Annotated in this window: 22 protein-coding genes; 5 read left to right on the top strand and 17 right to left on the bottom strand. The window is 64.5% G+C overall.

Annotated elements, in window-relative coordinates:
• Positions 1–3: 3 nt before the first annotated feature.
• Both AC07PT_RS08515 and AC07PT_RS08510 read right to left on the bottom strand, forming a co-directional pair.
• Positions 4–330, bottom strand: a complete 327-nt coding sequence (locus AC07PT_RS08515) for a type II toxin-antitoxin system RelE/ParE family toxin (RefSeq protein ID WP_494656409.1) — start codon at positions 328–330, stop codon at positions 4–6.
• The gene (locus tag AC07PT_RS08510) at positions 327–593 is read right to left on the bottom strand and encodes a type II toxin-antitoxin system Phd/YefM family antitoxin (protein ID WP_494656408.1); all 267 of its coding nucleotides are present in this window, start codon (positions 591–593) and stop codon (positions 327–329) included. Before AC07PT_RS08510 ends, AC07PT_RS08515 begins: the two co-directional genes overlap by 4 nt.
• A 367-nt stretch (positions 594–960) precedes the next feature.
• On the opposite strand from AC07PT_RS08510, the gene AC07PT_RS08505 reads away from it, so the two are divergent.
• Positions 961–1,959 carry a Bug family tripartite tricarboxylate transporter substrate binding protein gene (locus AC07PT_RS08505; protein ID WP_492346911.1) on the top strand — a complete coding sequence of 333 codons (999 nt, stop codon included), beginning with the start codon at positions 961–963 and terminating at the stop codon, positions 1,957–1,959.
• 24 nt (positions 1,960–1,983) lie between these two features.
• Here the strand turns inward: AC07PT_RS08505 and AC07PT_RS08500 are convergent, their stop codons facing one another.
• The 6 genes from AC07PT_RS08500 to AC07PT_RS08475 all read right to left on the bottom strand — a co-directional run bounded on the left by AC07PT_RS08500 (position 1,984) and on the right by AC07PT_RS08475 (position 7,736).
• A complete protein-coding gene (locus tag AC07PT_RS08500; RefSeq protein WP_492346910.1) occupies positions 1,984–2,985 on the bottom strand; it encodes a TRAP transporter substrate-binding protein in 1,002 nt (333 codons plus the stop codon).
• A gap of 109 nt (positions 2,986–3,094) precedes the next feature.
• Positions 3,095–3,802, bottom strand: coding sequence for an ABC transporter ATP-binding protein (locus AC07PT_RS08495; RefSeq protein WP_492346909.1), 708 nt, complete (start codon positions 3,800–3,802; stop codon positions 3,095–3,097).
• Positions 3,795–4,598, bottom strand: a complete 804-nt coding sequence (locus AC07PT_RS08490; protein ID WP_494656407.1) for an ABC transporter ATP-binding protein — start codon at positions 4,596–4,598, stop codon at positions 3,795–3,797. Before AC07PT_RS08490 ends, AC07PT_RS08495 begins: the two co-directional genes overlap by 8 nt.
• Entirely contained in the window at positions 4,595–5,566 is a 972-nt protein-coding gene (locus AC07PT_RS08485) for a branched-chain amino acid ABC transporter permease (RefSeq protein ID WP_494656406.1), read from the bottom strand. Before AC07PT_RS08485 ends, AC07PT_RS08490 begins: the two co-directional genes overlap by 4 nt.
• Before the next feature lie 26 nt (positions 5,567–5,592).
• Positions 5,593–6,465 (bottom strand): branched-chain amino acid ABC transporter permease, encoded by an 873-nt coding sequence (locus AC07PT_RS08480; protein ID WP_492346906.1) that lies wholly within the window; start codon positions 6,463–6,465, stop codon positions 5,593–5,595.
• 86 nt (positions 6,466–6,551) lie between these two features.
• Positions 6,552–7,736 carry an ABC transporter substrate-binding protein gene (locus tag AC07PT_RS08475; RefSeq protein ID WP_492346905.1) on the bottom strand — a complete coding sequence of 395 codons (1,185 nt, stop codon included), beginning with the start codon at positions 7,734–7,736 and terminating at the stop codon, positions 6,552–6,554.
• Positions 7,737–8,002: 266 nt separating this feature from the next.
• On the opposite strand from AC07PT_RS08475, the gene AC07PT_RS08470 reads away from it, so the two are divergent.
• Positions 8,003–9,010 (top strand): glucokinase, encoded by a 1,008-nt coding sequence (locus AC07PT_RS08470; RefSeq protein ID WP_494656405.1) that lies wholly within the window; start codon positions 8,003–8,005, stop codon positions 9,008–9,010.
• 21 nt (positions 9,011–9,031) lie between these two features.
• On the opposite strand, the gene AC07PT_RS08465 is transcribed toward AC07PT_RS08470, so the two are convergent.
• The 7 genes from AC07PT_RS08465 to AC07PT_RS08435 form a co-directional block, all read right to left on the bottom strand.
• Entirely contained in the window at positions 9,032–10,024 is a 993-nt protein-coding gene (locus tag AC07PT_RS08465; protein WP_492346903.1) for a carbohydrate kinase family protein, read from the bottom strand.
• Positions 10,025–10,073: 49 nt separating this feature from the next.
• Positions 10,074–11,105, bottom strand: a complete 1,032-nt coding sequence (locus AC07PT_RS08460; protein ID WP_492346902.1) for a LacI family DNA-binding transcriptional regulator — start codon at positions 11,103–11,105, stop codon at positions 10,074–10,076.
• Between the two features lie 72 nt (positions 11,106–11,177).
• Complete coding sequence (locus AC07PT_RS08455; RefSeq protein ID WP_492346901.1) at positions 11,178–12,398, bottom strand: hypothetical protein; 1,221 nt, start codon at positions 12,396–12,398, stop codon at positions 11,178–11,180.
• 91 nt (positions 12,399–12,489) lie between these two features.
• Positions 12,490–12,921 carry an ExbD/TolR family protein gene (locus AC07PT_RS08450; protein WP_492346900.1) on the bottom strand — a complete coding sequence of 144 codons (432 nt, stop codon included), beginning with the start codon at positions 12,919–12,921 and terminating at the stop codon, positions 12,490–12,492.
• Between the two features lie 33 nt (positions 12,922–12,954).
• Entirely contained in the window at positions 12,955–13,377 is a 423-nt protein-coding gene (locus AC07PT_RS08445) for an ExbD/TolR family protein (RefSeq protein ID WP_492346899.1), read from the bottom strand.
• Positions 13,378–13,426: 49 nt separating this feature from the next.
• Positions 13,427–14,248, bottom strand: a complete 822-nt coding sequence (locus AC07PT_RS08440; protein ID WP_492346898.1) for a MotA/TolQ/ExbB proton channel family protein — start codon at positions 14,246–14,248, stop codon at positions 13,427–13,429.
• Positions 14,249–14,313: 65 nt separating this feature from the next.
• Positions 14,314–14,979, bottom strand: coding sequence for an energy transducer TonB (locus AC07PT_RS08435; RefSeq protein WP_492346897.1), 666 nt, complete (start codon positions 14,977–14,979; stop codon positions 14,314–14,316).
• 414 nt (positions 14,980–15,393) lie between these two features.
• Here AC07PT_RS08435 and AC07PT_RS08430 point away from each other — a divergent pair, with 414 nt between their 5' ends.
• The 3 genes from AC07PT_RS08430 to AC07PT_RS08420 all read left to right on the top strand — a co-directional run bounded on the left by AC07PT_RS08430 (position 15,394) and on the right by AC07PT_RS08420 (position 21,043).
• A complete protein-coding gene (locus AC07PT_RS08430) occupies positions 15,394–17,640 on the top strand; it encodes a TonB-dependent receptor (protein WP_494656404.1) in 2,247 nt (748 codons plus the stop codon).
• Between the two features lie 146 nt (positions 17,641–17,786).
• Positions 17,787–19,706 carry an alpha-amylase family glycosyl hydrolase gene (locus AC07PT_RS08425; RefSeq protein ID WP_494656403.1) on the top strand — a complete coding sequence of 640 codons (1,920 nt, stop codon included), beginning with the start codon at positions 17,787–17,789 and terminating at the stop codon, positions 19,704–19,706.
• Positions 19,707–19,732: 26 nt separating this feature from the next.
• On the top strand, positions 19,733–21,043 hold the full coding sequence (locus tag AC07PT_RS08420; RefSeq protein WP_492346894.1) for an MFS transporter: 1,311 nt from the start codon (positions 19,733–19,735) through the stop codon (positions 21,041–21,043).
• A 9-nt stretch (positions 21,044–21,052) separates the two neighbouring features.
• On the opposite strand, the gene AC07PT_RS08415 is transcribed toward AC07PT_RS08420, so the two are convergent.
• Together AC07PT_RS08415 and AC07PT_RS08410 are read right to left on the bottom strand one after the other, a co-directional pair.
• The gene (locus AC07PT_RS08415; protein ID WP_492346893.1) at positions 21,053–21,337 is read right to left on the bottom strand and encodes a late competence development ComFB family protein; all 285 of its coding nucleotides are present in this window, start codon (positions 21,335–21,337) and stop codon (positions 21,053–21,055) included.
• Positions 21,338–21,471: 134 nt separating this feature from the next.
• A complete protein-coding gene (locus AC07PT_RS08410; protein ID WP_494656402.1) occupies positions 21,472–22,347 on the bottom strand; it encodes an amidohydrolase family protein in 876 nt (291 codons plus the stop codon).
• Between the last annotated feature and the right edge of the window lie 89 nt (positions 22,348–22,436).

Genomic DNA, 22,436 nt, shown 5'->3' with positions numbered 1-22,436 from the left:
AAATCACCCCCTCAGCAGCCGCTTGAGCAAATGGGCTCTGAAATCTTGCCGGGTCCCGATGAAGAGGTGAACGATGACCAGACTGTCATCGAACTCGTAGACCAGCCGGGTTTGTCGCACCAGGACGTAGCGGACATGGGACATGCCCAGGTCTGCCAGCCATTCAATGGGGTTTCCAGCTTGGGGTGCTTGCTGAATGCGCCTGAAAGCGTCCTGATACTCTTCGTGGACGGCACGCCAGACGGTTTGGCCAAAGTTCTGCTTGACGTATCGCTGGATGTCTTTGAAGTCTTCTTTGGCGCTGTCCAGAACGACGACACGGTGCGTCATGCCCCCTCATCCATCTCATCGAGGAAGTCTTTGGCCTCACTGAAATGCCCTGCTTTGAACTCGGTCCTGCCCAGGGCCAACAGCTTGAGCAGGGCCATCGTCTCCTGCTGTTTTTCATACTCGGCAATGTCCATCACCACCATCTTGGCCTCGCCGTTCTGGGTGATGATGATGGGCTCGGGATTGACAGAAAACCCTTTGACAATGTCCGCCGCATTCGACTTCAAGTAGGTGATGGGCCTGATCTGGGTGGCAAGGGACATGGCAGCTCCTGGAAATCCTGGCCGGCCAGAATACGATCCATATTCAGACCCGTCAATCCGACACCCGCTTGAACTGCAAGGGGCTGAACGTCAAACGCGCCCCGCCCAAGTGCACCGCTCAGCCCAAATGCACCGCTAAGCCCAATTACGGCCAGGCGGCCTGTTGCCTGAGGCCAGAAGGTCTCTCGCGGCCCCAAGCACCGCTTGACCCGAGTCAAACCCTGGAATTGTCAAATTTCATAAGACAGACCGTCAATTTTTCCTCCGATTGTCAAACACAGTTAATTGACCAACAATCGGCCGGCCCCGGGGCCCACCAGACGTCTGCCGGTCTTTGCGGGGCGCCTTCCCCCTTCGAGAGACAAGCATGACGACAAGCCACCCGACCCTGAACCGCCGCCAGTTGCTGGCCCTGGCCAGCGCTGCCAGCGTGGGCAGCCCCCTGCCAGCGCTGGCCCAAAGCAAATACCCAGGCGGCAAGCCGGTGACCGTGGTCGTGCCCTTTGCCGCTGGCGGCACCACCGACATCCTGGGCCGGCTGATGGCCCGCCACCTCGGCAACCGCCTGGGCGGCACCGTGATCGTGGACAACAAGGCCGGCGCTGGCGGTGGCATCGGAGCCGCGGTGGTGGCCAAGGCCGCCCCTGACGCCTACACCCTGCTGATGGGCACCATCGGCACCCACGCCATCAACCAGTTCCTTTACAAGAAGCTGGCCTACGACCCGGCACGCGACTTCGCCCCCCTGGGCCTGGTGGCCAAGGTGCCCAACGTGCTGGTGGTGCACCCCAGCCAGCCCTACAAGACCGTGAAAGAGCTGATCGCCTACGCCAAGGCCCACCCGGGCAAGGTGACCTATGCCTCGGCCGGCAATGGCACCTCCATCCACCTGGCGGGGGCCTTGTTCGAGCAGATGGCCCAGGTGGACATGGTGCACGTGCCCTACAAGGGCAGCGCACCGGCGATTGCCGACCTGCTGGCAGGCCAGACCTCGTGCAGCTTCGACAACCTGCCCTCGGCCCTGCCACACATCAAGTCGGGCGCCTTGCGCGCCATCGCGGTCACCGGCTCGGCCCGCTTTCCGAGCCTGCCCCAGTTGCCCACAATCGCCGAAAGCGGCCTGCCCGGTTACGACGCCACCTCGTGGTTCGGTCTGTGGGCGCCCGCCGCCACCCCGTCAGAACTGGTGGCCCGCCTCAATGCCGAGATCAACCAGATCCTGAACCAGGCCGAGGTGCGCCAGCAGATGCTGGAGCAAGGCGCCGAAGCCGCCCCCGGCACCCCCCAGCAATTCAGCAGCTTCATCCAGGCCGAAGCCGCCAAGTGGTCGAAAGTGGTTCAGACGGCCAACGTGCAGCTGGACTGAACGACAACCCCGGCTGCGCCGGTATCACCCGCCGCGCCGGGCGTAGTAGCCCAACAAGGCCTGGGTGCCGGTGATGCCGGCCTTCTGCGCCCACTCGCGGCCGAAGCGTTCACCCAATTGGTCCAGGGTGCGGCGCAGTTCGGCGGTGGGGGGCACCACCTGCACACGCTGTTCAGCCAATTGTTTCTTGGCCGCCTCATCGGCGCTGCGGGCCAGTTGCCAGCCCTGGGTTTCGGCTTGTTTGGCGGCCTCCAGCAGGCTCTGACGCACCGCCGGGCTGAAGCCATTCCAGACCTTATCGCTGACACAGACCATGTTCTTGGGAATCCAGGCGCGCAGGTCCACAAAGAACTTCATGGCCTTCCAGGCCTGGCTGTCGACCCCGGTGGTGCTGGAGGTGAGCATGGCGTCCACCTGGCCGGTCTCGATGGCCTTGGAGAGGTCTTGCGCCGCAATGGTGGTGGCCGTGGCGCCCGACAATTCGGCCAGGCGTTTGGTGGCGTCGTTGTAGACGCGAAAGCGCAGGCCCTTGAGGTCACCCAGCTGATTGACCGCGCTGCGGCTGTAAAGGCCCTGGCCCGGCCAGGGCACGGCATACAGCACACGCACACCGTGGCTGAGCATCTCGTCGCTCACCGCCTTGCGCGAGGCCTCCCACATGTGGGCCGCATCTTCAAAGCCCCGAACCATGAAAGGCAAGGAGTCGATGGCCAGCAGCGGGTACTTGGCACCGTAGGAGGACATCAGCACCTCACCAAAGGCCAACTCCCCCTGCGCCAGCGCCGGCAACACCTCGGCCATGGGCTTGAGCTGCGAATTCACCCCCAGCTCGACAGGCGAGCCTGCGATCTCGGCCACACGGCGAGCAAACTGACGCAGGTTCTGGGTATGGAAGACCGCGTCGCCATAGGCACCGGAAAAGCGCAGGGCGGATGTTGGGGCCTGGGCCAGGACTGAGCCACTGCCGAGCAGCGCAGCCCCCCACAGCGAAGCCAGCGCCTGACGGCGCGCAATGCAATCGGACACGGGAAAACCCTCGGTTGAAACGCTGCGGCGATGATACGACCCGTCAGCCGAAAAGCACCGACTGTCGGCCGTCAGGTGTGGAAAACGGCCGCTTTCAACGCCCCCCATGTCAGCGACGCGCCACACCCAGCAGTTGATCCAGCAAATCGGGCCGCTCGCTCAAGGCCTGGGCGCTGTCGCGGTGCACCACCGTGCCGTGGTCCAGCACCACCGCCACATCGGAGATCGCCAGGATGGCCTGCGGGTGCTGCTCGACGATGATGGCGCTCAGCCCTTCGTCGCGGGTGATGGCCCGGAGGGCCCGCAACAACTCTTCCACGATGATGGGGGCCAGGCCCTCCAGCGGCTCGTCAAGCAACAGCAGCCGCGGGTTCAGCACCAGGGCACGGGCCACGGCCAGCATCTGCTGCTCGCCACCCGAGAGCTGGGTACCCAGGTTGCCCTGACGCTCGGCCAGACGCGGAAACATCTGGTAGGCCCGCTCGGGCGTCCAGGGGCCGGGCCGGGCCACGGCCGTGAGGTTCTCATGCACCGTGAGCGACTTGAAGATGTTGCGCTCTTGCGGCACCCAGCCGATGCCAGCGGCGGCCCGTTCGTGGGGCTTGAGGCGGTTCAGGGCCTGGCCGCCCAGGCTGATGCGGCCCGCATGCTGACGCGTGGCGCCCGCCAGGGTGTTCATGAAGGTGGTCTTGCCGGTGCCGTTGCGCCCCAGCAGGGCCAGGGTCTGGCCCTCGTCCAGGCGCAGCGACACCTCGTGCAACACCACGGCCTCGCCGTAACCAGCGCTCAGGTTCTCGACGTTCAGCAACTCAGCCATGGGCGTCTCCGTGGCCCAGGTACACCGCCTTGACCTGGGGATCGTTTGCAATCACCTCGGGCTCACCCTCGGTCAGCACCGTGCCATTGACCAGCACCGTCATGCGGCGGGCAAAGCTGAACACCAGGTCCATGTCGTGCTCGATCAGCAGCACCGACACATCGGCCGGCAGCGCTGCCACGGTCTGCAGCAGTTCGTCACGTTCACCCGCCGGCACGCCGGCCACGGGCTCGTCCAGCAGCAGCACGCGGGGCTCGCAGGCCAGGGCAATCGCCATCTCCAGCAGGCGGCGTTTGCCGTAGGCCAGCACCCGCGTGGGTTGATGCGCCACATCGGCCAGGTGGAACTGCACCAGCAACTGCTCGGCGCGCTCCACCACACCACGGTCGCGGCCCAGGGCCTGCCACCAGCGGCCGCCCTGGCCGCGCTGCTGTGACACCACCAGGCTCAGCGTCTGCAGCGGGCTCATGCTGTCGAACAACTGGTTGATCTGGAAGGTGCGCACCAGGCCGCGCTGCACCCGAAGGTGCGGCGCCAGGGTGGTGATGTCCTGGCCATCCAGCCACACACTGCCCTCGGAAGGGGCCAGCACGCCGGTGAGCTGGTTGATCAAGGTGGTCTTGCCGGCCCCATTGGGGCCGATCAGCGCATGACGGGCCCCCTGGCGCAGTTGCAGCGACACCTGGTTGGTGGCGGTGATGCCGCCAAAACGCATCACCAGAGAGCGCGTCTCCAGCACCACCGGGGCCTCTGGCCGAGTGGTCTCGGCAATGGCTTCGTAGTAGGCAGCGCTCATCGCGGGCCCCCTTGCGCACGGCCACGGGCGAACCAGGTCCAGGGGCGCAGCAGCCGCTCACGCCCCACCAGCACCAGCAAGACCAGCAGCAGGCCGATCCAGAACATCCAGTACTGCGGCGTGATGGCCGAGAGGCTGTCCTGCAGCAGTTTGAAGACGATGGCCCCGACGACCCCGCCATACAACCACCCCACCCCGCCAATGACCAGCATCAACAGCACATCGGCCGATCGGTCGAAAGCCAGCACATCGAGCGAGGCAAAGCCCGTGGTCTGCGCCAGCAGGGCCCCGGCCACGCCGGCCACGCCAGCCGCCACGGCATAGACCAGCACCAGGCGCTGCACCACCGGGATGCCGATGGCCATGGCGCGCAGGCGGTTGTCACGGATCGCCATCAGCGTGGCCCCAAAGGGGGAATGCACCAGGCGGCGCATCAGCACGAACAAGAGCAAGGCCACGCCCAGCGAGTACCAGGCCGCCACCTGCCCCATCAGATCAAACTCGAAGTAGCCCAGCACCGGGCCCATGGTCACGCCCTGCAAGCCATCCGCGCCACCGGTCAACCAATCAAGCTTGTTGGCCAACTCCAGCAAAATCAGCGCGGTGCCCAGGGTCACCATCAGCCGGGTCAGGTCGGTGCCACGCAGAATGGTGACACTGCACAGCGCCCCCAGCGCCGTGCACAGCACGGCGGCCACCAGCAGGCCCAGCGTGGGGTCGGGCATGACCAGCTTGGCAAACAAGGCGGCCGAATAGGCGCCAAAGCCGAAGAAAGCCGCATGGCCCAGCGAAACAATGCCGGTGTAGCCCAGGATCAGGTCCAGCGACATGGCAAACAAGGCCACGATGGCGATCTCGTTGATCATCAACGCGTGCGAGGGCAGCACGGCCGGCGCGGCCAGGGCGGCGGCCCAGACCACGAACTCCCAGGCCCGGGGTCGCGAGCGGCGCAGCAGGGTCGCCTGCATGTCAGAAGCCGTGTTCGGGCGGTGCATCAGCGGCCCCCCCGGCGGGTGAACAGCCCCTGCGGGCGCCACAGAAGAATCATGATCATGAGCGTGTAGACGATGAAGGCGCCCAGTTTGGGAATGAAGTACTTGCCCGCCACATCGGCCACGCCCAGCAGCAGCGCGGCCAGCAAGGGGCCGGTGATCGACGAGGTGCCCCCCACCGAGACCACGATCAGAAAATAGATCATGTACTTGAGCGGGAAGGTCGGGTCCAGCCCCAGCACCTCGGCCCCCAGCGCGCCGCCGAGGCCCGCCAGGCCCGAACCCACGGCAAAGGTGAGCAGAAAGATCTGGTTCACATTGATGCCCAGGCCGGCGGCCACGCGTGGGTCGTCCACCGCGGCGCGCAGCCGGCTGCCAAAGCGGGTGCGCGTGAGCACCAGCTGCAACACCACCGTGAGCGCCGCACACACGGCAATGATGAACAGGCGGTAATGGCCCATGCCCAGTTGCAGCAGGCCATCGCCCCATTCGGTGCGGCCACGCAGCCACTCGGGCAGTTGGACGTTCTGCTGGCTGGAGCCGGCAAAGTAGTCCACCCCGGCCACCGCCATGAAGGCCAGGCCAATGGAGAACAACACCTGGTCCAGGTGGGGCTTGCTGTACATGGGCCGGTACAGCGTGCGTTCCAGCAAGGCCCCCATCAACCCGGCGCCCACAAAGGCCAGCGGCAGGCAGGCCAGAAACGGCAGGCCCAGGCGCTGCATGGCCATCACCGTGATGTAGCCGCCGGCCATGGCGAAGGCCCCATGGGCCAGGTTGATGAAGTTCATCAGACCCAGCGTCACGGCCAGGCCCACGGCCAGCACAAACAGCAGCATGCCGTAGGCCACGCCGTCAAAAAGAATCGTCAACACGGCGGCGCTTCCCCCAAGTGGTCGTCAGTGGTCAGTCAAAAGCCCCGCCTGTCCGCAGGACGGGGCCATGGTGCCGAGGCGGGCGCTCAGCGCGCCTTGCCCGGGTCTTTCACGTCCTTGATCACATCGAACTCGACGTTGTAGAGCTGGCCGTTCTTTTTCTCGACCTTGCGCAGGTACACGTTCTGCACGATGTCGCGCGTCTGCGCGTCGATGAAGACCTGGCCGCGCGGGCTTTCGAAGATCTGGCCTTTCATGGCGCCCAGCAGCGCCGTGCCATCGCCCTTGCCCTGGGTGGCCTTGAGGGCCTCGTAGATCACACGCATGCCGTCGTAGCCCCCCACCGCCATGAAGTTGGGGCGCATCGAGGGATTGGCTTTCTGGAAGGCCTCGACAAACTTCTTGTTGACCGGCGAGTTGTGATCGGTCGAATAGTGGTGCGAGGTGACCACGCCCAGGGCGCCGTCACCCATGTCGTTGAGCTGATCGTCATCGGTCACGTCGCCGGTGGCAATCAGGCGGATGCCGGCCTTGTCCATGCCGCGCTCCAGAAACTGCTTCATCACCGCCGCACCAGCGCCCGAGGGCACGAAGACAAACAGCGCATCGGGCTTTTCATCACGCACTTTCTGCAGGAAGGGCGCGAAGTCGGGGTTGCGCAGGGGCACGCGCAGCGCATCCACCACCTGGCCACCGTTGAAGGTGAAGCGCTCTTTGAAGAACTTCTCGGCATCGATGCCCGGACCGTAGTCGGACACCAGGGTGACCACCTTCTTGATGCCGTTCTTGGGCGCCCAGTCGGCCATCGACACCGTCACCTGCGGCAGCGTGAAGCTGGAGCGCACGATGAAGGGCGAGGCTTGGGTGATGCTGGAGGTGGCCGCTGCCATGACCACCATCGGGGTCTTGGATTGGCTGGCAATCGGCGCCGTGGCCAGGGCCAGCGGGGTCAGACCGAAGCCGCCCAGCACATTGACCTTTTCATTGACGACCAACTCCTGGGCGATGCGCTTGGTCACGTCGGGCAGGCCGGTGTCGTCCTTCACGATCAGCTCGACCTTGCGGCCGGCCACGGTGTCGCCGTTCTGCGCCATGTAAAGCCGGGCTGCCGCCTCGATCTGACGCCCGGTGGAAGCCGACTGGCCCGTCATGGGCAGGATCAGGCCGATCTTGAATTTGCCGGCGTCCTGCGCCAGCGCCGTGCCGGCCTGGGCAGCCGCCAGGGCCAGTGCTGACAGCGCGACACGCTGAAAAAATTGACGTTTTTGCATCTTTTTGTCTCCAATGCGGCAGGCGCCGAGCGAAACGCCTGTTGGCCGCGGGTTGATCTGCCGGGGACCGGATCTTTGTTGTTTGGGCGGACTCTATCACGCACGATGTACGGGCGGCAGGCTCAGGGACTTCGCCGGCAAGGCGCCGCCGCCAGGCCAGCCCTGCCAACAAGTTACACAGCCACCCTCGAAGACGTAATAAAATTACAAAGCCTCGCCGAGGCTATTCTTCAACCCCTCTCGCTACCTGCCCAGCTGCAAGCCCCATGTACGAAGCCCGCGCCCCCGAAACCACCACGCCGCCCCCCGAGTTTCCACGCCTGCTGGGCGACATTGGCGGCACCAATGCCCGTTTCGGTTGGCAGCACCAGGCCGGCAGCCCGATCACTCAGGTGCAAGTCGTGCCCTGTGCCGAACACCCCAGCCTGCTGGCCGCAGTGCAGCACTACCTGAGCACACAGCAGCTGGCACAGCCCGCCCGCGCGGCCTTTGGCATTGCCAACCCGGTCAATGGCGACGCCGTGCGCATGACCAACCACCACTGGGCGTTCTCTGTGGAGGCCTTGCGCGCCGGCCTGGGTCTGTCGCGCCTGCTGTTGTTGAACGATTTCACGGCCCTCGCCTTGTCATTGCACAGCCTGCCAGCCGACGACCTGCGCGCCGTGGGCGGCGGCACGGCGGCCACGGGTGCCGCCGTGGCCTTGATCGGCCCGGGCACAGGCCTGGGGGTGTCGGGGCTGGTCCCGGCCGGCCCTCAGGGCCCCTGGGCCCCGGTGGCGGGCGAAGGGGGCCACGTGAGCGTGTGCGCCATGAACGCCCAGGAGTTTGCGGTGATCGAGGTGCTGCGCCAGCGCCACGGTCATGTGTCGGCCGAACGCGTAGTGTCGGGCACAGGCCTGCCCGAGCTGTACCAGGCCCTGCGCCAGGTGCAGGGCCTGCCCGCCGACGACAGCGCCGGGGCCCCACAGATCATCGAGGCCGGCCTGCGCGAACCCGGCTCGGCCGCTGAGCAGACGCTGCAGCTGTTCTGCCGCTTTCTCGGCGATGTGGCGGGCGATCTGGCCCTCACCCTGGGGGCCCGTGGGGGGGTTTACATCGGCGGGGGCATCGTGCCGCGCCTGCTGGATTTCTTTGCGGCCTCTGATTTCCGCCGCCGCTTCGAGGCCAAGGGCCGTTTCAGCGCGTATCTGAGCCAGGTGCCGACCTGGGTGATCACCAGCCAGGTGTCACCCGCCCTGCAGGGGGCGGCCAACGCGCTGGACAACCTGCGCTGAACGGCGCTTTGGCAGGCCGGTTCAGCGCGGCACCGTCACAGCGGGATGTGACTGGGCCCAGGCCTGAGCCTGTTGCCAACTCGGGGGCACGCAGCCGCGCTGCTGCACACAAAGACTGGCGCAGGCCAGCGCGTGCTGCAGCGCCTGTGCTGCGGCGCTGTCACTCAAGCCTGCTGAATCCGCCCAGCCCGGGCCATGGCGCAAAAGGCTGCTCAACAGGCCGGCGAAAAAGCTGTCCCCGGCCCCCACGGTGTCGATCACTTCGAGCGCTGCGCCTTCGCATGCAAACCAGCGCCGGCCATCACGCGCCAGCAGCCAGGCCCCCTGTGCGCCCAGCGTCAGGGCCAGCCACGCGGTGTTCAAGCGCCCCATCAGGGCCTCGGCTTGCAACATGGGGGTGGCGCCGGGCACCTGCAGGTGGGCCAGGTCCTCGTCACTCACCTTGACCAGATCGGCCTGAGCCAGCACCTGCAGGACATGGGCCTGGTAGGCCGCCAGATCGGGCATCACGGAGGGGCGCAGATTGGCATCCACGGCCACGCACCGGCCGGCGGCCTGCTGCGCCATCAGCCAGGGCAGATAGACCGAGGCATCGCGTGCGTCCAGTGCCAGCCCCCCTGTGCAAACGCATTGCAAGCCTGGCAAGGCGGCGCAGTCTGCGTTCAAGCCCTCTGCACTGACCTGGCGATCGGCCACGCCCTCGCGGTAGAACGCGTAGTCGGGATGACCGTGCTCGTTCAGCGACACCACGGCCAGCGAGGTCGCCTGAGTCACCGGCTGCGGATGGGCCAGATGCACGCCATCGGCTTGTATCTGACTCGCCAGCGCCCGCCCGAAGCGATCGCGGGCAAAGGGGTTCAAGTAGGTGGTGCTGACGCCCTGGCGGCTGATGGCCCGGCTCAGGTTATAGACCGCCCCCCCAAGACAGGGTTCAAAAGCGCCATCGGCGCGTGCGATCAGATCAATCAGGGCTTCGCCAGCAATGGCCACCTGAGCGGCAGAAAAATCGGACATGGCCATCAACGCCAAGGCGGCGCCTGTTGAAATCAAAAGGGATCTGGCATCAGCGCGGGCAGGTCGAGCCCCGCACCTGCAGCGTGGCCGCCAGAATGCGGGGCTCTGGCCGCTCGCCTGCGGTGAGTCGGAGCAGGCAATCCACCATCTCGGTGCCGGCCAGCTCGATGGGCTGGCGCACGGTGGTCAGGGAGGGGTGGCAATGCGCGGCGGCCTCGATGTCGTCGTAGCCCACCACGCTGACATCGCGGGGAACGTCCAGGCCCTGCGCCAGCAGCACGCCCATGGCGTTCATGGCGATCAGGTCACTGGCCGCAAACAGCGCATCAAGACCCACGCCTCGGGCCAAAAACTCACGCATGGCCTGCTGGGCCTCGACGGCCGTGAAAGGCGCCACGATGCGCAGCGCCGGATCGGGGGTCAGGCCACGGTCACGGTGGGCCTGAAGGTAACCCTCAAAGCGCTGCTCGGCCTCAGGAAACGCCACGTCCCCCATGAAGGCGATGTGGCGTCGCCCCAGACCCAGCAGGTGCTCGGTGGCCATGCGCCCGCCCGAGAAGTTGTCGGTGCCCACGCTGCAATAGAGTTGCCTCGGCAATTGCGCCCCCCAGACCACAAAAGGCACCTGGCGCACCGCCAGCGCATTGAGTTGATCATGGTGGCCCCACTGGCCGATGACCACGATGCCACGCGCTCGACCGGTGTCGTACAGGCCGGCCAGGTCGTCCAGGTGCTCTGAGTCGACGCGCGACAACAGCAGGTCGTACCCGTGGTCGGTCAAGGCGTCGGCCAGGCTACCCAACATGCCCAGAAAAAACGGATCCGACACATGCTGACGGGTTTTGCGGTCGAATGGAATCACCACACCGATGGTGCGGTTCTCGCCCAGGCGCAGGTTCTTGGCTCCAACGTTGATCGAATAGTTCAACGAGCGTGCCAGTTCGGTGATCCGTTGGCGGGTCTCGGGGTTGATCAGCGCACTGCCATTGAGCGCGCGCGACACGGTGGAGGCGGACACGCCCGCCAGGCGGGCGATGTCCATCATCTGGACGCGTCGCTTATCGGAGTCAGGTCGTGTCATGTCGGCTCAAGGGATTGAACAGCGGTGCAGGTCGATTCGGACCCAGCCTGAAAACCAGGGCAAGTGGATGCATCAGGGGGTCTGCTGCGCATACAGAAGCCATAGTTGAGCGACCAGCAGGGCATCACCGCCAACCGCCCCCAGCACCTCACGTGCTTGTGCTTTGCGGCCTGCCCCGATGAGACTGCGGCCGTAGTGTAAGCGCACTTCCTCAGGCCGGCGAAGCTCCCCCAGGCCCAGTGCTTTTTCATAGGCCTCGGCAGCCTGGGGCCACTGTTGTGCCGAGCCGAGCAGGTCGCCCAGTTGCGCCCAATCGTTGCCCTGGCGCGCGGCCTCGCGCAGTGCTGCCAGGGCTTGCTCATCCTCCGCAGCGCGCTTGCGGGCCTGTGCCAATGACGCCTGAGCAGGTGCATCCGTCAGAACCCGCCGTTCAACGCCCATGGCCAGCACGCGGCTCGCCTCGGCCGGCAAGCCGGCCTTGATCGCCAGGCTGGCAAAGCTGCTGAATTCCGCCGCGTCTTCCAGGTTGCCCGTGGCCTCATACAGGCGGTAGACATCCAACTCAAGGCGACTGTTGAAGCCAGGCTGCTGGGTCACCCTGGGCAACAGGTCGGACCAGTAATCACGGCTGGCCTCCAGCGTGGCCGATTGGCGCAGCAACTGGCGCAAGGTCTGAAAGTAACCGGCTTCATCCTTGAGCTTGAGCTGGCTGGCCCCCAGGGCACGCCACTCGGCCTCATTCAAAGGGGGGCTGCCGGCGTCAGACTGGGCCTGCCGGGCTTCGGCCAGAACCGCGGCATGCTGGCCCAGCATGCCCAGCGACTGCAGCCTGACCTGGCGGAATCGGGCCGCCTCGGGCCCGCCGGCCTGCCAACCAGCCTGGGCCCAACGGGCTGCCCGGGTGTAATCCTTGAGGTTGATGCTGGCGTTGACCAGGGACTGCACCAAAGCACGGCGATCAGCCTCGGGCAGGTCGGGTCGTTGCAGCAGCGCTTCGAAGGCCGGCACGGCCAGCGCAAACTGGCGCGCCTGCATGGCCGCCGCGGCGGTCGTGCGGTCCAGCAGCGCCCGCTCGGCGTCCGTCAAATCGGTGCGCGCACGCACAGGCGCCAGCAAGGCCAGGGCCTCTTCGGGGTGGCGCGCCTTCAACACGTCCTGGGCCGCCTGCAGCGGCTGGGCCACCTCACGGCGCAGTGCATCGTCGGCCTGGGCGGTGGTCACCCAGAGGAGAGCGGCCAACACCACGGGCATGAAGCGGCCCGAGCCGGGCAAGGGAAAAGCGGTGGAAGTCATGACAAGGGACATCGATCCAAAATCAGTCAAAAAAGACCCCGCGCCCGAAAGCGCGGGGCAAGTCACTACCTTGGAGAAACTCAGTTGACGCTCAGTTGACGAACTGTTCTGAGCCAACAATGCCCAGCTTGGTCAAACCGATGCGCTGGGCATTGGCCATCACCGCGGCCACCGCCTCGTACTTGGCCTTGGCATCCGAACGGATGTGGATTTCTGGCTGAGGCTGCAGTCGCGCCGCCTCGCCCAGATGCGCTTCCAGCTCAGCCCGGTTGCTCAGCGCAGCGCCATTCCAGTGGATGACACTTTGCTTGTCGATGTCGATGTGCACCACCACCGGATCCACCTTCTTGGTGGGTGGCGTGGACACCGGCATGTCGAGGTTGACCGAGTGCAGTTGTGCCGGAATGGTGATGATCAGCATGATCAGCAGCACCAGCATCACATCGATCAGGGGCGTGGTGTTGATGTCCATCATCACCTCGGGTTCGCTGTTGCCGCCCCCGCTACCTATGTTCATTCCCATGATGAATCCTTGTCTTTGAAACGGAGCCCGGGCTCAGTTGGAGGCGGGCTCGGTGATGAAGCCCACCTTGGTGATGCCCGCACGCTGCACCGCATACATGACCCGGCCCACCGACTCGAAGTCGCTGCGCGCGTCACCCCGGATCTGGACTTCAGGCTGAGGCACCTTGACGGCGAAGGTCTTCATGCGGTCCAGCAGGTCGGTGGAGTTCTTGATGGGCGTGTCGTACAGAAAAATATGGCCTGAGGCATCCACCGAGATGATCACGTTCTCGGGCTTGGTCTCGCGCACCACGTTTTTCTCTTTGGGCAGATCCACCTTGACCGAGGTGGTCACCACCGGGATCGTGATCAGGAAAATGATCAGCAACACCAGCATGACATCCACCAGCGGCGTGGTATTGATCTGGCTGAGGACTTCGTCTTCGCCCGAGTCGGCACCGACATTCATGGCCATGGTTGGGGTCTCCTGCGCGCCGCCGAAGCGGCTCTGATGTCAATGGGATTCACTTCTTGGCAGTGGCCAGCAGCACCGAGTGCAGGTCGTTGCCAAAGGCGTTGATGTCTTCCATGGCCGACTTGTTGCGGCGCACCAACCAGTTGTAGCCCAGCACGGCAGGCACAGCGACCGCCAGGCCGATCGCCGTCATGATCAGGGATTCACCCACCGGGCCCGCCACCTTGTCGATGCTGGCCTGACCCGACATGCCGATTTTGACCAGCGCGTTGTAAATGCCCCAGACCGTGCCGAACAGCCCAACGAACGGACCGGTGGACCCCACGGTGGCCAGCACGGCCAGGCCGTCCTGCATGCGGCTTTGCACATTGCCAATGGCGCGCTGGATGCTCATCGTGACCCAGGTGTTGAAGTCGACCGCCCCGAGCATGCCCTCGTGCTTGCTGGCACCTTCCAGGCCTTTCTCGGCAATGAAGCGGTAGGGGCTGTCGGCGTGCAGTTCGTCGGTGCCCTCGCGCACCGAGCCCTTGGTCCAGAAGTTGTCTTGCGCCTTGCGGGCAAAGCCGGCGTTGCGGTTCTGCTCGAAGAACTTGGTGACGATCACGTACCAGCTGCCCATGCTCATGAGCACCAGGATCAACAGCGTGCCCTTGGCCACGGCATCGCCCTGGGCCCACAGGGCCCCCAGGCCATAGGGGTTGTCGGTGCTGGCTTCGGCGGCCGCGCCGGCCGGTGCCGGTACCGATGCCACCTGGGTGGCTGTCGTTTCTGCGGGGGCAGCCGCGTCGGCCGCCCAGACAGCGCCTTGGCCCAGCCACAGGCTGGCACTCAGGCCGCAGATCACAGCGATGGACTTGATGATTTTGAACATGGTGGAAGAACTCCTCGAAAAATGATGTCGTTTGTTTTCTGTGGCGATCAGGGTGGCCAGCCGGCTCATTCCAGACGCCACGTGTACTTCATGCTGGCCCAGCTCTGTTCGGGCTTGCCATCGGTGCTCGCCGGCTTGAACTGGCAGCGCGCCAGGGCCAGCCGGGCCGCCTCATCCAGGCGTTTGAAGCCCGAGGTGCTTTCGACCTGCGAATCCACGACGCGACCATCCACGTCAACCAGGAAACGCAGCTGCACCGTGCCCTCTTCTTCGGCCCGGCGCGACGCGGCGGGATAAGCAGGCTTCTCGCAGTTCTGAGCGCTGATCACAGCGGCGGTGCGCACAGGCGCCGCAGGCGGTGGCGGTGGCGCGGGAGGTGCCGGTGGTGGCGGCGGCGGTGGTGGTGGCGCGGGGGGCTGAGGCGTGTTCGACACCGCAGCAATCGCATTGGCGGCCGCCGGCGCGTTGCTCACCACGGCCGCAGGCGGCACATAGGCCGGCGGTGGCGGTGGCGGTGCGTTCTTGGGTGGAGGCGGCGGTGGCGGCGGCGGAATGTCGGGCTTGGCCTCCTCCAGCAACTGGGCCTCAACGGGCCCCTTGATCACTTTGACGAACTTGCGGGCCAGGCCCGAATTGATCGCCCAAAAGATCAACGCATGCAGCACCAGCACCAGGCACAAGCCGACGACGTGCTTGCGAGGGGTGCGTTGCCGACTGGCGTAGTCATTCATCAAACAGGGTCTCCTCTGGTTTGGACTTCTCAACAGCACGCGAATTGATTCATCGTGCAAACGTTTGCAATCGTAGTTTGTGCCAAAAAAATCAATACTAGTGATAACCCTAGACACACTTGCACAAGCTCTTTCGAAGTGAATCCCCTCTGTTGCAAGCCAGATACACTAGGGAAATCACTTAATTTTCAACCTACTACAGAGGAAGCAAGGCACCTTGGCAGCCTCATTTTCAATAACGGCTTCATGCCAATTTGATTTAAATGATAAAACCATCTTTGCAATCGTTTGCATGATCCAACACAATGCGATCACTCGCGGTAGGCATGCCTTGTGTGCCGAGAGTCACCCCAGCCGACAACCGGGCTTGCAGCGAGGTTTCGGCTCACTCATGAAACGTAGAAGGAGACTTTTGTGAAAAAGAAGCACCCAGCCATCGTTCCCACCAAGGTGGCGATCGCCGCCTCGATCGCGGTCCTGCAACTCGGCGCCGCATGGGCCCAGAACGCCCAGCCCGCCACGGCTGGCTCTGGCCTGAATCTGGACGAGATGGTGATCACTGCCACCCCGGAAGCACGCTCCAAGATGAAGCAAAGCTTGTCCGTCAGTTCGATGGACGGCGACCAGATCCAGGACGCGATGCCCGCCAGCTCGGCCGAAATCCTGCGTTCCATCCCGGGCATCCGCGCTGAAGCCAGCAGTGGCGAAGGCAATGCCAATGTGACCGTGCGCGGCCTGCCGATTTCAGCTGGCGGCTCGCGCTATGTGCAGTTCCAGGAGGATGGCCTGCCCGTTCTGCTGAACGGTGACTACAACTTTCTGACGCCCGACGTGTACATGCGCGCCGACATGGGCACGGAAGGCGTCGAAGTGGTGCGCGGTGGCTCGGCCTCGACCATGGCCACCAACGCCCCGGGCGGTGTGATCAACTTCATCAGCAAAACAGGCGAAGTCGAAGGCGGCACGATCGGCCTCACCACGAATGTCGGCGGCTCGACCAGCCGCCGCCTGGACCTGAACTACGGTGTGCGCATCTCTGACACCGCCACCTTCAACGTGAGTGGCTATGCACGCGACGGCCAAGGGCCTCGCGCCACCCAAGGCGTCAACATGGAGGGCGGCGGCCAGATCCGACTGGCACTGAACAAGGACCTGGGCGGTGGCAACAACATCAAGGTCTACGCCAAGTTCCTGGACGACAAGACGCCCCTGATCATGGATGCCCCGGTGCGCATCGTGAACGGTCAGATTGTTCAGCTCAATGGCGTCAATCCCGGCACCTTCTCCCCCTATGCCGGAGGTCTTCCCCGCATTGCCAACTGGGGCCTGTATGGCGGCGGCCCAGGCAACATGAATGATGGTCTGCGCGCCGTGTCCAAGGCTTTCGGCGCCGAGGTGAACCTGGACCTGGGTGGCGGCTGGCGCCTCAACGACAAGTTCCGCATCTCGTCCAACGGCGGCTCGTTCAACGGCATCATGCCGGCCGCCTATGGCCCCACCAACAACCTGACCAATCCGAGCTCGTCGAACGCCAGCGGCTATCAGGCCCTGTTCCTGGGTTCACGCTTCAACGATGCCGGCCTGGCCGTCAACGACCTGAAGGCCTCCAAGACCTTCCAGATGGCCGACAAGGCCAAACTGACCAGCACGGTCGGCGTCTTCATGGCCAGCCAGAAGCTCAACATGGACTGGGAAATCGGCGGCTTCAACGCGAGCCTGCCAGTCAATGGCAACAGCACCTATGGCCCCTACAGCAGTTGGTATCAGCGCAACGTGAACGAGACTTTCAACAGCCTCGCACCTTACGCCGCGCTGGGCTATGAAAGCGGCCCGCTGAACATTGACGCCAGCGTGCGCTTCGATCGCCAGAAGGTGACTGGCAGCTGGGCTGACAGTGGCTCCAAGGGCGGCCTGGGCATCGGCTACCACTCCGATCTCAACTCGTACTCGGTGGGTGCCAACTACAGCCTGAGCAAGGACACCGCCCTGTTTGCCCGCATCAGCAAAGGCGGCGCCCTGCCCAGCGATCGCATCCTGGCCTACGGCGGGGCCTGCGGCAACAACTGCCTGCAAAACGGCAACCAGACCCCCAACACCGTCACCCAGTACGAAGGCGGATTGAAGTGGCGCAATGGTCCGGTGACCACCTTTGTGACCTTGTTCCAGGCCAAGACCGACGAGACGAACTACGACGTGACCACGGGCGTTTCCTCGGCCAACAAGTACGACGCCAAGGGTGTGGAACTGGAAGCCAGCTACAAGGCCGGCAACTTCCGTCTGAACGGCGGCCTGACCGTGACCAATGCCAAGGTGACCGACTCCAACATTGCCGGTTATGCGGGTCTGACCCCGAACCGTCAGGCCAAGGTGATCTTCCAGTTGGCACCAAGCTACCGCTTTGGTGCGGCCACCGTCGGGGCCTCCATCATCGGAACCACCTCTTCGCTGGATGGCCAGACCACAGCGTTGCAGGCCACGCTGCCGGGCTACACCTATGTGAACGCCTTTGCCAAGTACGACGTGAACGCGGCCACCACGGTGATGCTGGGCGTGAACAACCTGTTCAACACGCTGGGCTACACCGAGATCAACACCGACCGTGCTGCAGCCCGCTCGATCACCGCACGCACGGTGCGTCTGTCGGTTCGCTACAACTTCTGATGAGAAGGCAGGCCGTCGCTGGCTGCCCCGGCGCCGGCCTGATGAGTTTTAACGCGGTATCTCCAAACCTCTCTTGAAGCCCGTGCGGCACGGTCGACCCCCGGCCAGCCGTGTCCGTGCGGCGCTCTTTTCCCTGATTGCACCCTATGAATTTCGTCGGAGCCAGCCACCCTCTCCAAGCCAGCGAGTCTGTGTCGCCCAGCGTGTCGGACTTTCTGCAGTCCATCCCACCGGCGCGGGCCACGCTGTTGCGCGAGCGGCTGGAGCGCGAACTCCCCCGGCTTCGGCGGTGCCTGGACCCGCTGTATGGCCAGACACCCTGCTTCGAATCGTTTTTCAATACCGTCCTACTGAACGCCCTCGCATCCGCCGAGCAGCGCGACGCCGACCTTTGGCAACTGGACCTGCACCGCGAGGCTGACCCCGCCTGGCATCAAAGAGGCCTGAGCGGCTATTGCACCTATGTCGACAAATTGGCTGGCACCCTGGCAGGGGTACAGCAGCGCATCGATTACCTGCGTGAACTGGGCGTGAATTACCTGCACCTGCTCCCCTTCTTGAAAGCCGGCACCGCCCCCAATGACGGCGGTTTTGCGGTCGCCAGCTTTGATGAGGTGGAACCCTCCCTGGGCACCCTGGCCGACCTGCGCTCGCTGTGCCAGGCACTGCGCCAATCGGACATCAGCCTGTGCAGCGACTTTGTGCTGAACCATGTGTCGCACGAGCACCCCTGGGCCAAGGCGGCCCGGGCCGGTGACCCGCGCTATCTGCCGTACTTTCACTGGCTGCCCAGTGAGGCTGAAGTCCGGGCCCGTGAACAGCACCTGGTCCAGATCTTTCCGGCCACCGCACCCGGCAATTTCACCTGGATTGCAGAACGCCAGGCCTGGGTCTGGACCACCTTCTACCCCTACCAGTGGGACCTGAATTACGCCCACCCGGCCGTCTTTGCCGACATCGCGGCCGCGCTGCTGAACCTGGCCAACCAGGGCGTGGAGTCCTTCCGACTCGACTCGACCGGCTTTCTGTGGAAGCGCGCAGGAACCAACTGCATGAACCAGCCCGAGGTGCACCTGATCGTGCAAGCCTTGCGCAGCCTGTGCGCCATTGCCGCCCCGGGCGTGCTGCTCAAGGCAGAAGCCATCATGCCGACCCGGGAACTGCCGCCCTACTTCGGGCTGGGGCCGGTGGCCGGACCTGAATGCCACATTGCTTACCACTCCAGCCTGATGGCGGCCAGTTGGGTCGCCCTGACCGAGGAAAGTCCGCAGCTGATCGAGGAGGTGTTGCGCAATACGCCCGAACTGCCCGTGGGCGCCAGTTGGTTGAGCTACGTGCGCTGCCACGACGATATCGGCTGGAATGTGTTGCGTCCCGAACTGCTGGCACTGGGCGCCGACCCTGTGGCTCGTCTGGGCCGGGCTGCCGCCTTCCTGGCTGGCGAGACCCCGGGCAGCTATGCGCGAGGTGCGCGCTTTCAGGCCAACACACCAGGGACGGTGCATGGCAGCAACGGCATGACCGCCGCACTGGTGGGTTTGCATCCCGATCTGCCCGCCGACCACCCCGACCAGCAGGCGCCCCTGCGTCGCCTCGGGTTGATGATGTCGCTGAGCTTTTTTGTGGGCGGTCTGCCCCTGATCTACATGGGCGACGAACTGGGTCTGGACAACACATCGGAGGCAGAGGTGCAAGCACGCCAAGGCGCTGATGGGCGCGAACTCCACCGCCCACGACTTGACGAAGCCGCCCTGGCACGCCGGCACCAACCCGGTACGGTGGCCGCACATGTCTTTTCGCTTTTGCAAGGCCTGAACCGCCTGCGCCGTGAACGCCTGAGCCTGGACGGCCCGATCCGCCTGCAAGTGCTGCCGTGCCGGCACCCAGGCTTGCTGGCCTTGCAACGCAATCAGGAAGTCGGCCTGTTCAATTTCAGCCCGGAACCGTGCAGCATCGAGCTGTCAGAGCTGAGCAAGCCCGCGCTGCAGAATCTGAGCCTGAATGAAAGCCACCCTGTGAGCTCAGTGCACCTGGAGGGCCATGGCTGCGTCTGGCTCGGTGCCTGACACAGCCCCCCCAAGGAGACCAACGAATGCGAGACAAGCATCAGAAGCCCTGGCTGACGCTGTGGCAGATCCTGCAGATGAACCTGGGGTTCTTCGGCATCCAGTACAGCTTTGGCCTGCAGCAGGCCAACATGAGCCCGATCTACAAATACCTGGGCGCCGATGAGGGCAGCCTGCCGTTTCTCTGGCTGGCCGGCCCCATCACCGGCCTGCTGGTACAGCCCATCATTGGCGCGCTGAGCGATCGAACCACCGGCCGCTGGGGGCGGCGCACGCCTTACTTCCTGGTTGGGGCCGTGCTGTGCAGTCTGGGCCTGCTGCTGATGCCTTTCAGCCCCAGCCTGTGGTTTGCCGCCAGCCTGCTGTGGATTCTGGATGCAGCCAACAACGTGACCATGGAGCCCTACCGGGCCTACGTGAGCGACCGCCTCAACCCGGGTCAACATGCCTTGGGATTCCTGAGCCAGAGTGCCTACACCGGGCTGGCCCAGACCCTGGCCTACCTGACCCCCTCTTTGCTGGTGATGTGGGGGCTGGACAAAAACGCCCTGGGTGCCAACCACATCCCCCAGATCACCGTGATTGCCTTTGTGATCGGGGCAGTGTTCTCCATCGGCACCGTGGCCTGGTCGGTCTGGTCCACACCGGAGCTGCCCCTGAGCCCCGAGGCACTGGCCGAGCTGCGCGCCAGGCCCTCAGGGTGGCGCGCCACCCTGACAGAGATCGTCGAGGCCGTGCGCGACATGCCCCAGATGATGCGCCGCCTGTGGTGGATGAAGCTGTTCCAGTGGTACGGCATGCTTTGCTACTGGATCTACGTGGTGCCGTGCCTGGCCCGCTCGGTGTTTGACACCCCCGACGCCCAGTCGGAGGGCTTTCGCGATGCCAGCCTGCTCAACGGTGAGATCGGGGGGTTCTACAATTTTGTGGCCTTTTTGTCCGCCTTCGCGCTGGTGCCACTGAGCAGGCGCTTCGGCCCGGCCCGGGTGCACGCGCTGTGCCTGACCCTGGCCGGTCTGGGCATGGCCGTTCTGCCCTCTTTGCAGTCGAAGGCCCTGCTGTTCATCCCGATGCTGGGCGTGGGCCTGGCCTGGGCCAGCATCATGGGCAACCCCTACATCCTGTTGGCGTCGAGCATTCCGAAGGAGCGCGCCGGGGTGTACATGGGCCTGTTCAACATGTTCATCGTGTTGCCCATGATCCTGCAAATGCTGACGCTGCCGCTTTACTACGACAGTCTGTTGGCCAGCGACCCGCGCAACGTGTTGCGCCTGGCCGGTGGGCTGCTGGTGGTGGCGGCCGCCTTTTCTTGGCGGCTGCATCGCCAGCCTCGCTGAAGCGGCAGCTCAAGCGGCCTGGCGTTTGGCGACGCGCTCGGCCACGAAACGGAAACCGAAACTGAGGGCGTCTTCCATGGCCTGCTCGATACCGTGGCGCTCTTTCTCGGTCAGGTAGAACATCAGGTCCACATCGTGACGCACATAGCGTGCCGGCAGACGGTTCAAGGCTACGCAGGCCACATCGGCCAGCATGTCGTGGGTGAAATCAGGGTATTTCTCGGAGCGGTGGCTGACCTCCTCGAACACCAGCCGCTCATAGAAATTGTGGATCTGCTCAAAGTCGGTGCTCATGGTGGTCTCCTTCGCGCTGTTGGGGGCCTGTTTTGTTGGAGGCCTGTTTAGCGGCCAGACTCCAACATTAACAGCGAGCCCCGGCCGCCACAAGACAGAAAGGGCCTGCCCTCGGGCTGGCCCTGGCCGCGGGCTCAGGCGCCCTGGTGGTCCAGACCCAGCAGGCGCACCGCGTTGTCCTTCAGGATGCCGGGCATCACTTCGGGCTTGAAGCCGGCCACCTCGAAATCCTTCATCCAGCGCTCGGGCGTGATCAGCGGGTAGTCACTGCCGAACAGGATGCGGTCCTTCAACAAGCTGTTGGCGTATTGGATCAGTTGCTTCGGAAAGTACTTGGGGCTCCAGCCCGACAGGTCGATCCAGACATTGGGCTTGTGCGTGGCCACCGACAGGGCCTCGTCCTGCCAGGGGAAGCTGGGGTGGGCCATGACGATCTGCATGTCAGGGAAGTCGATGGCCACGTCGTCCAGGTGCATGGGGTTGCTGTACTCCAAGCGCAGGCCGCCGCCGCAGCGCATGCCGCTGCCGATGCCGCTGTGGCCGGTGTGGAAGATGGCAGGCAGCTTGTAGTGGTTGATCACCTCGTAGATCGGCCAGGCCATCTTGTCGTAGGGGTGGTAGCCCTGCACCGTGGGGTGGAACTTGAAGCCCTTGATGCCGTGCTCGGTGATCAGCTTCTCGGCCTCACGCGCGCCCATCTTGCCCTTGTGCGGGTCGATGCTGCCGAAGGCCATCATCATGTCGCTGTTGGCCTTGGCCGCCTCGGCGATCTCTTCGTTGGGCACGCGCTTGCGGCCCAGCTTGGATTCACTGTCCACCGTGAACATCACCAGACCGATCTTGCGTTCGCGGTAGTAGGCCACGGTTTCTTCGATGGTGGGGCGACGGTTGCTGCCGAAGTACTTGTCGGCAGCACGGTCGTATTCCTCGCCGTAGTTGTCAAAGGGGTTCCAGCAACTCACTTCGGCGTGGGTGTGGATATCGATGGCAATCAGGTTCTTGTAGTCCATTGACGGTCTCCTGGGGTGGATAGAAACAAGGGTTTTCACCAAGATCAAAGCGGCTCTGTTGGCTTGAATTGGTTATTTTTTATAACCAT

This window comes from Curvibacter sp. GW821-FHT09D12 (assembly GCF_059416245.1).
Note: the sequence above shows the minus strand (reverse complement) of the source record. Positions and strands in the feature narration are given on the sequence as shown.

What these genes read in the sequence shown, in the direction of transcription:
- AC07PT_RS08495 (WP_492346909.1), bottom strand. Translation starts at nt 3,802, where the DNA reads ATGGCTGAGTTGCTGAACGTCGAGAACCTGAGCGCTGGTTACGGCGAG.
- AC07PT_RS08425 (WP_494656403.1), top strand. Translation starts at nt 17,787, where the DNA reads ATGAATTTCGTCGGAGCCAGCCACCCTCTCCAAGCCAGCGAGTCTGTG.
- AC07PT_RS08415 (WP_492346893.1), bottom strand. Translation starts at nt 21,337, where the DNA reads ATGAGCACCGACTTTGAGCAGATCCACAATTTCTATGAGCGGCTGGTG.
- AC07PT_RS08420 (WP_492346894.1), top strand. Translation starts at nt 19,733, where the DNA reads ATGCGAGACAAGCATCAGAAGCCCTGGCTGACGCTGTGGCAGATCCTG.
- AC07PT_RS08515 (WP_494656409.1), bottom strand. Translation starts at nt 330, where the DNA reads ATGACGCACCGTGTCGTCGTTCTGGACAGCGCCAAAGAAGACTTCAAA.
- AC07PT_RS08440 (WP_492346898.1), bottom strand. Translation starts at nt 14,248, where the DNA reads ATGTTCAAAATCATCAAGTCCATCGCTGTGATCTGCGGCCTGAGTGCC.
- AC07PT_RS08475 (WP_492346905.1), bottom strand. Translation starts at nt 7,736, where the DNA reads ATGCAAAAACGTCAATTTTTTCAGCGTGTCGCGCTGTCAGCACTGGCC.
- AC07PT_RS08505 (WP_492346911.1), top strand. Translation starts at nt 961, where the DNA reads ATGACGACAAGCCACCCGACCCTGAACCGCCGCCAGTTGCTGGCCCTG.
- AC07PT_RS08465 (WP_492346903.1), bottom strand. Translation starts at nt 10,024, where the DNA reads ATGTCCGATTTTTCTGCCGCTCAGGTGGCCATTGCTGGCGAAGCCCTG.
- AC07PT_RS08460 (WP_492346902.1), bottom strand. Translation starts at nt 11,105, where the DNA reads ATGACACGACCTGACTCCGATAAGCGACGCGTCCAGATGATGGACATC.
- AC07PT_RS08470 (WP_494656405.1), top strand. Translation starts at nt 8,003, where the DNA reads ATGTACGAAGCCCGCGCCCCCGAAACCACCACGCCGCCCCCCGAGTTT.
- AC07PT_RS08510 (WP_494656408.1), bottom strand. Translation starts at nt 593, where the DNA reads ATGTCCCTTGCCACCCAGATCAGGCCCATCACCTACTTGAAGTCGAAT.
- AC07PT_RS08410 (WP_494656402.1), bottom strand. Translation starts at nt 22,347, where the DNA reads ATGGACTACAAGAACCTGATTGCCATCGATATCCACACCCACGCCGAA.
- AC07PT_RS08490 (WP_494656407.1), bottom strand. Translation starts at nt 4,598, where the DNA reads ATGAGCGCTGCCTACTACGAAGCCATTGCCGAGACCACTCGGCCAGAG.
- AC07PT_RS08435 (WP_492346897.1), bottom strand. Translation starts at nt 14,979, where the DNA reads ATGAATGACTACGCCAGTCGGCAACGCACCCCTCGCAAGCACGTCGTC.
- AC07PT_RS08485 (WP_494656406.1), bottom strand. Translation starts at nt 5,566, where the DNA reads ATGCAGGCGACCCTGCTGCGCCGCTCGCGACCCCGGGCCTGGGAGTTC.
- AC07PT_RS08445 (WP_492346899.1), bottom strand. Translation starts at nt 13,377, where the DNA reads ATGGCCATGAATGTCGGTGCCGACTCGGGCGAAGACGAAGTCCTCAGC.
- AC07PT_RS08450 (WP_492346900.1), bottom strand. Translation starts at nt 12,921, where the DNA reads ATGGGAATGAACATAGGTAGCGGGGGCGGCAACAGCGAACCCGAGGTG.
- AC07PT_RS08455 (WP_492346901.1), bottom strand. Translation starts at nt 12,398, where the DNA reads ATGACTTCCACCGCTTTTCCCTTGCCCGGCTCGGGCCGCTTCATGCCC.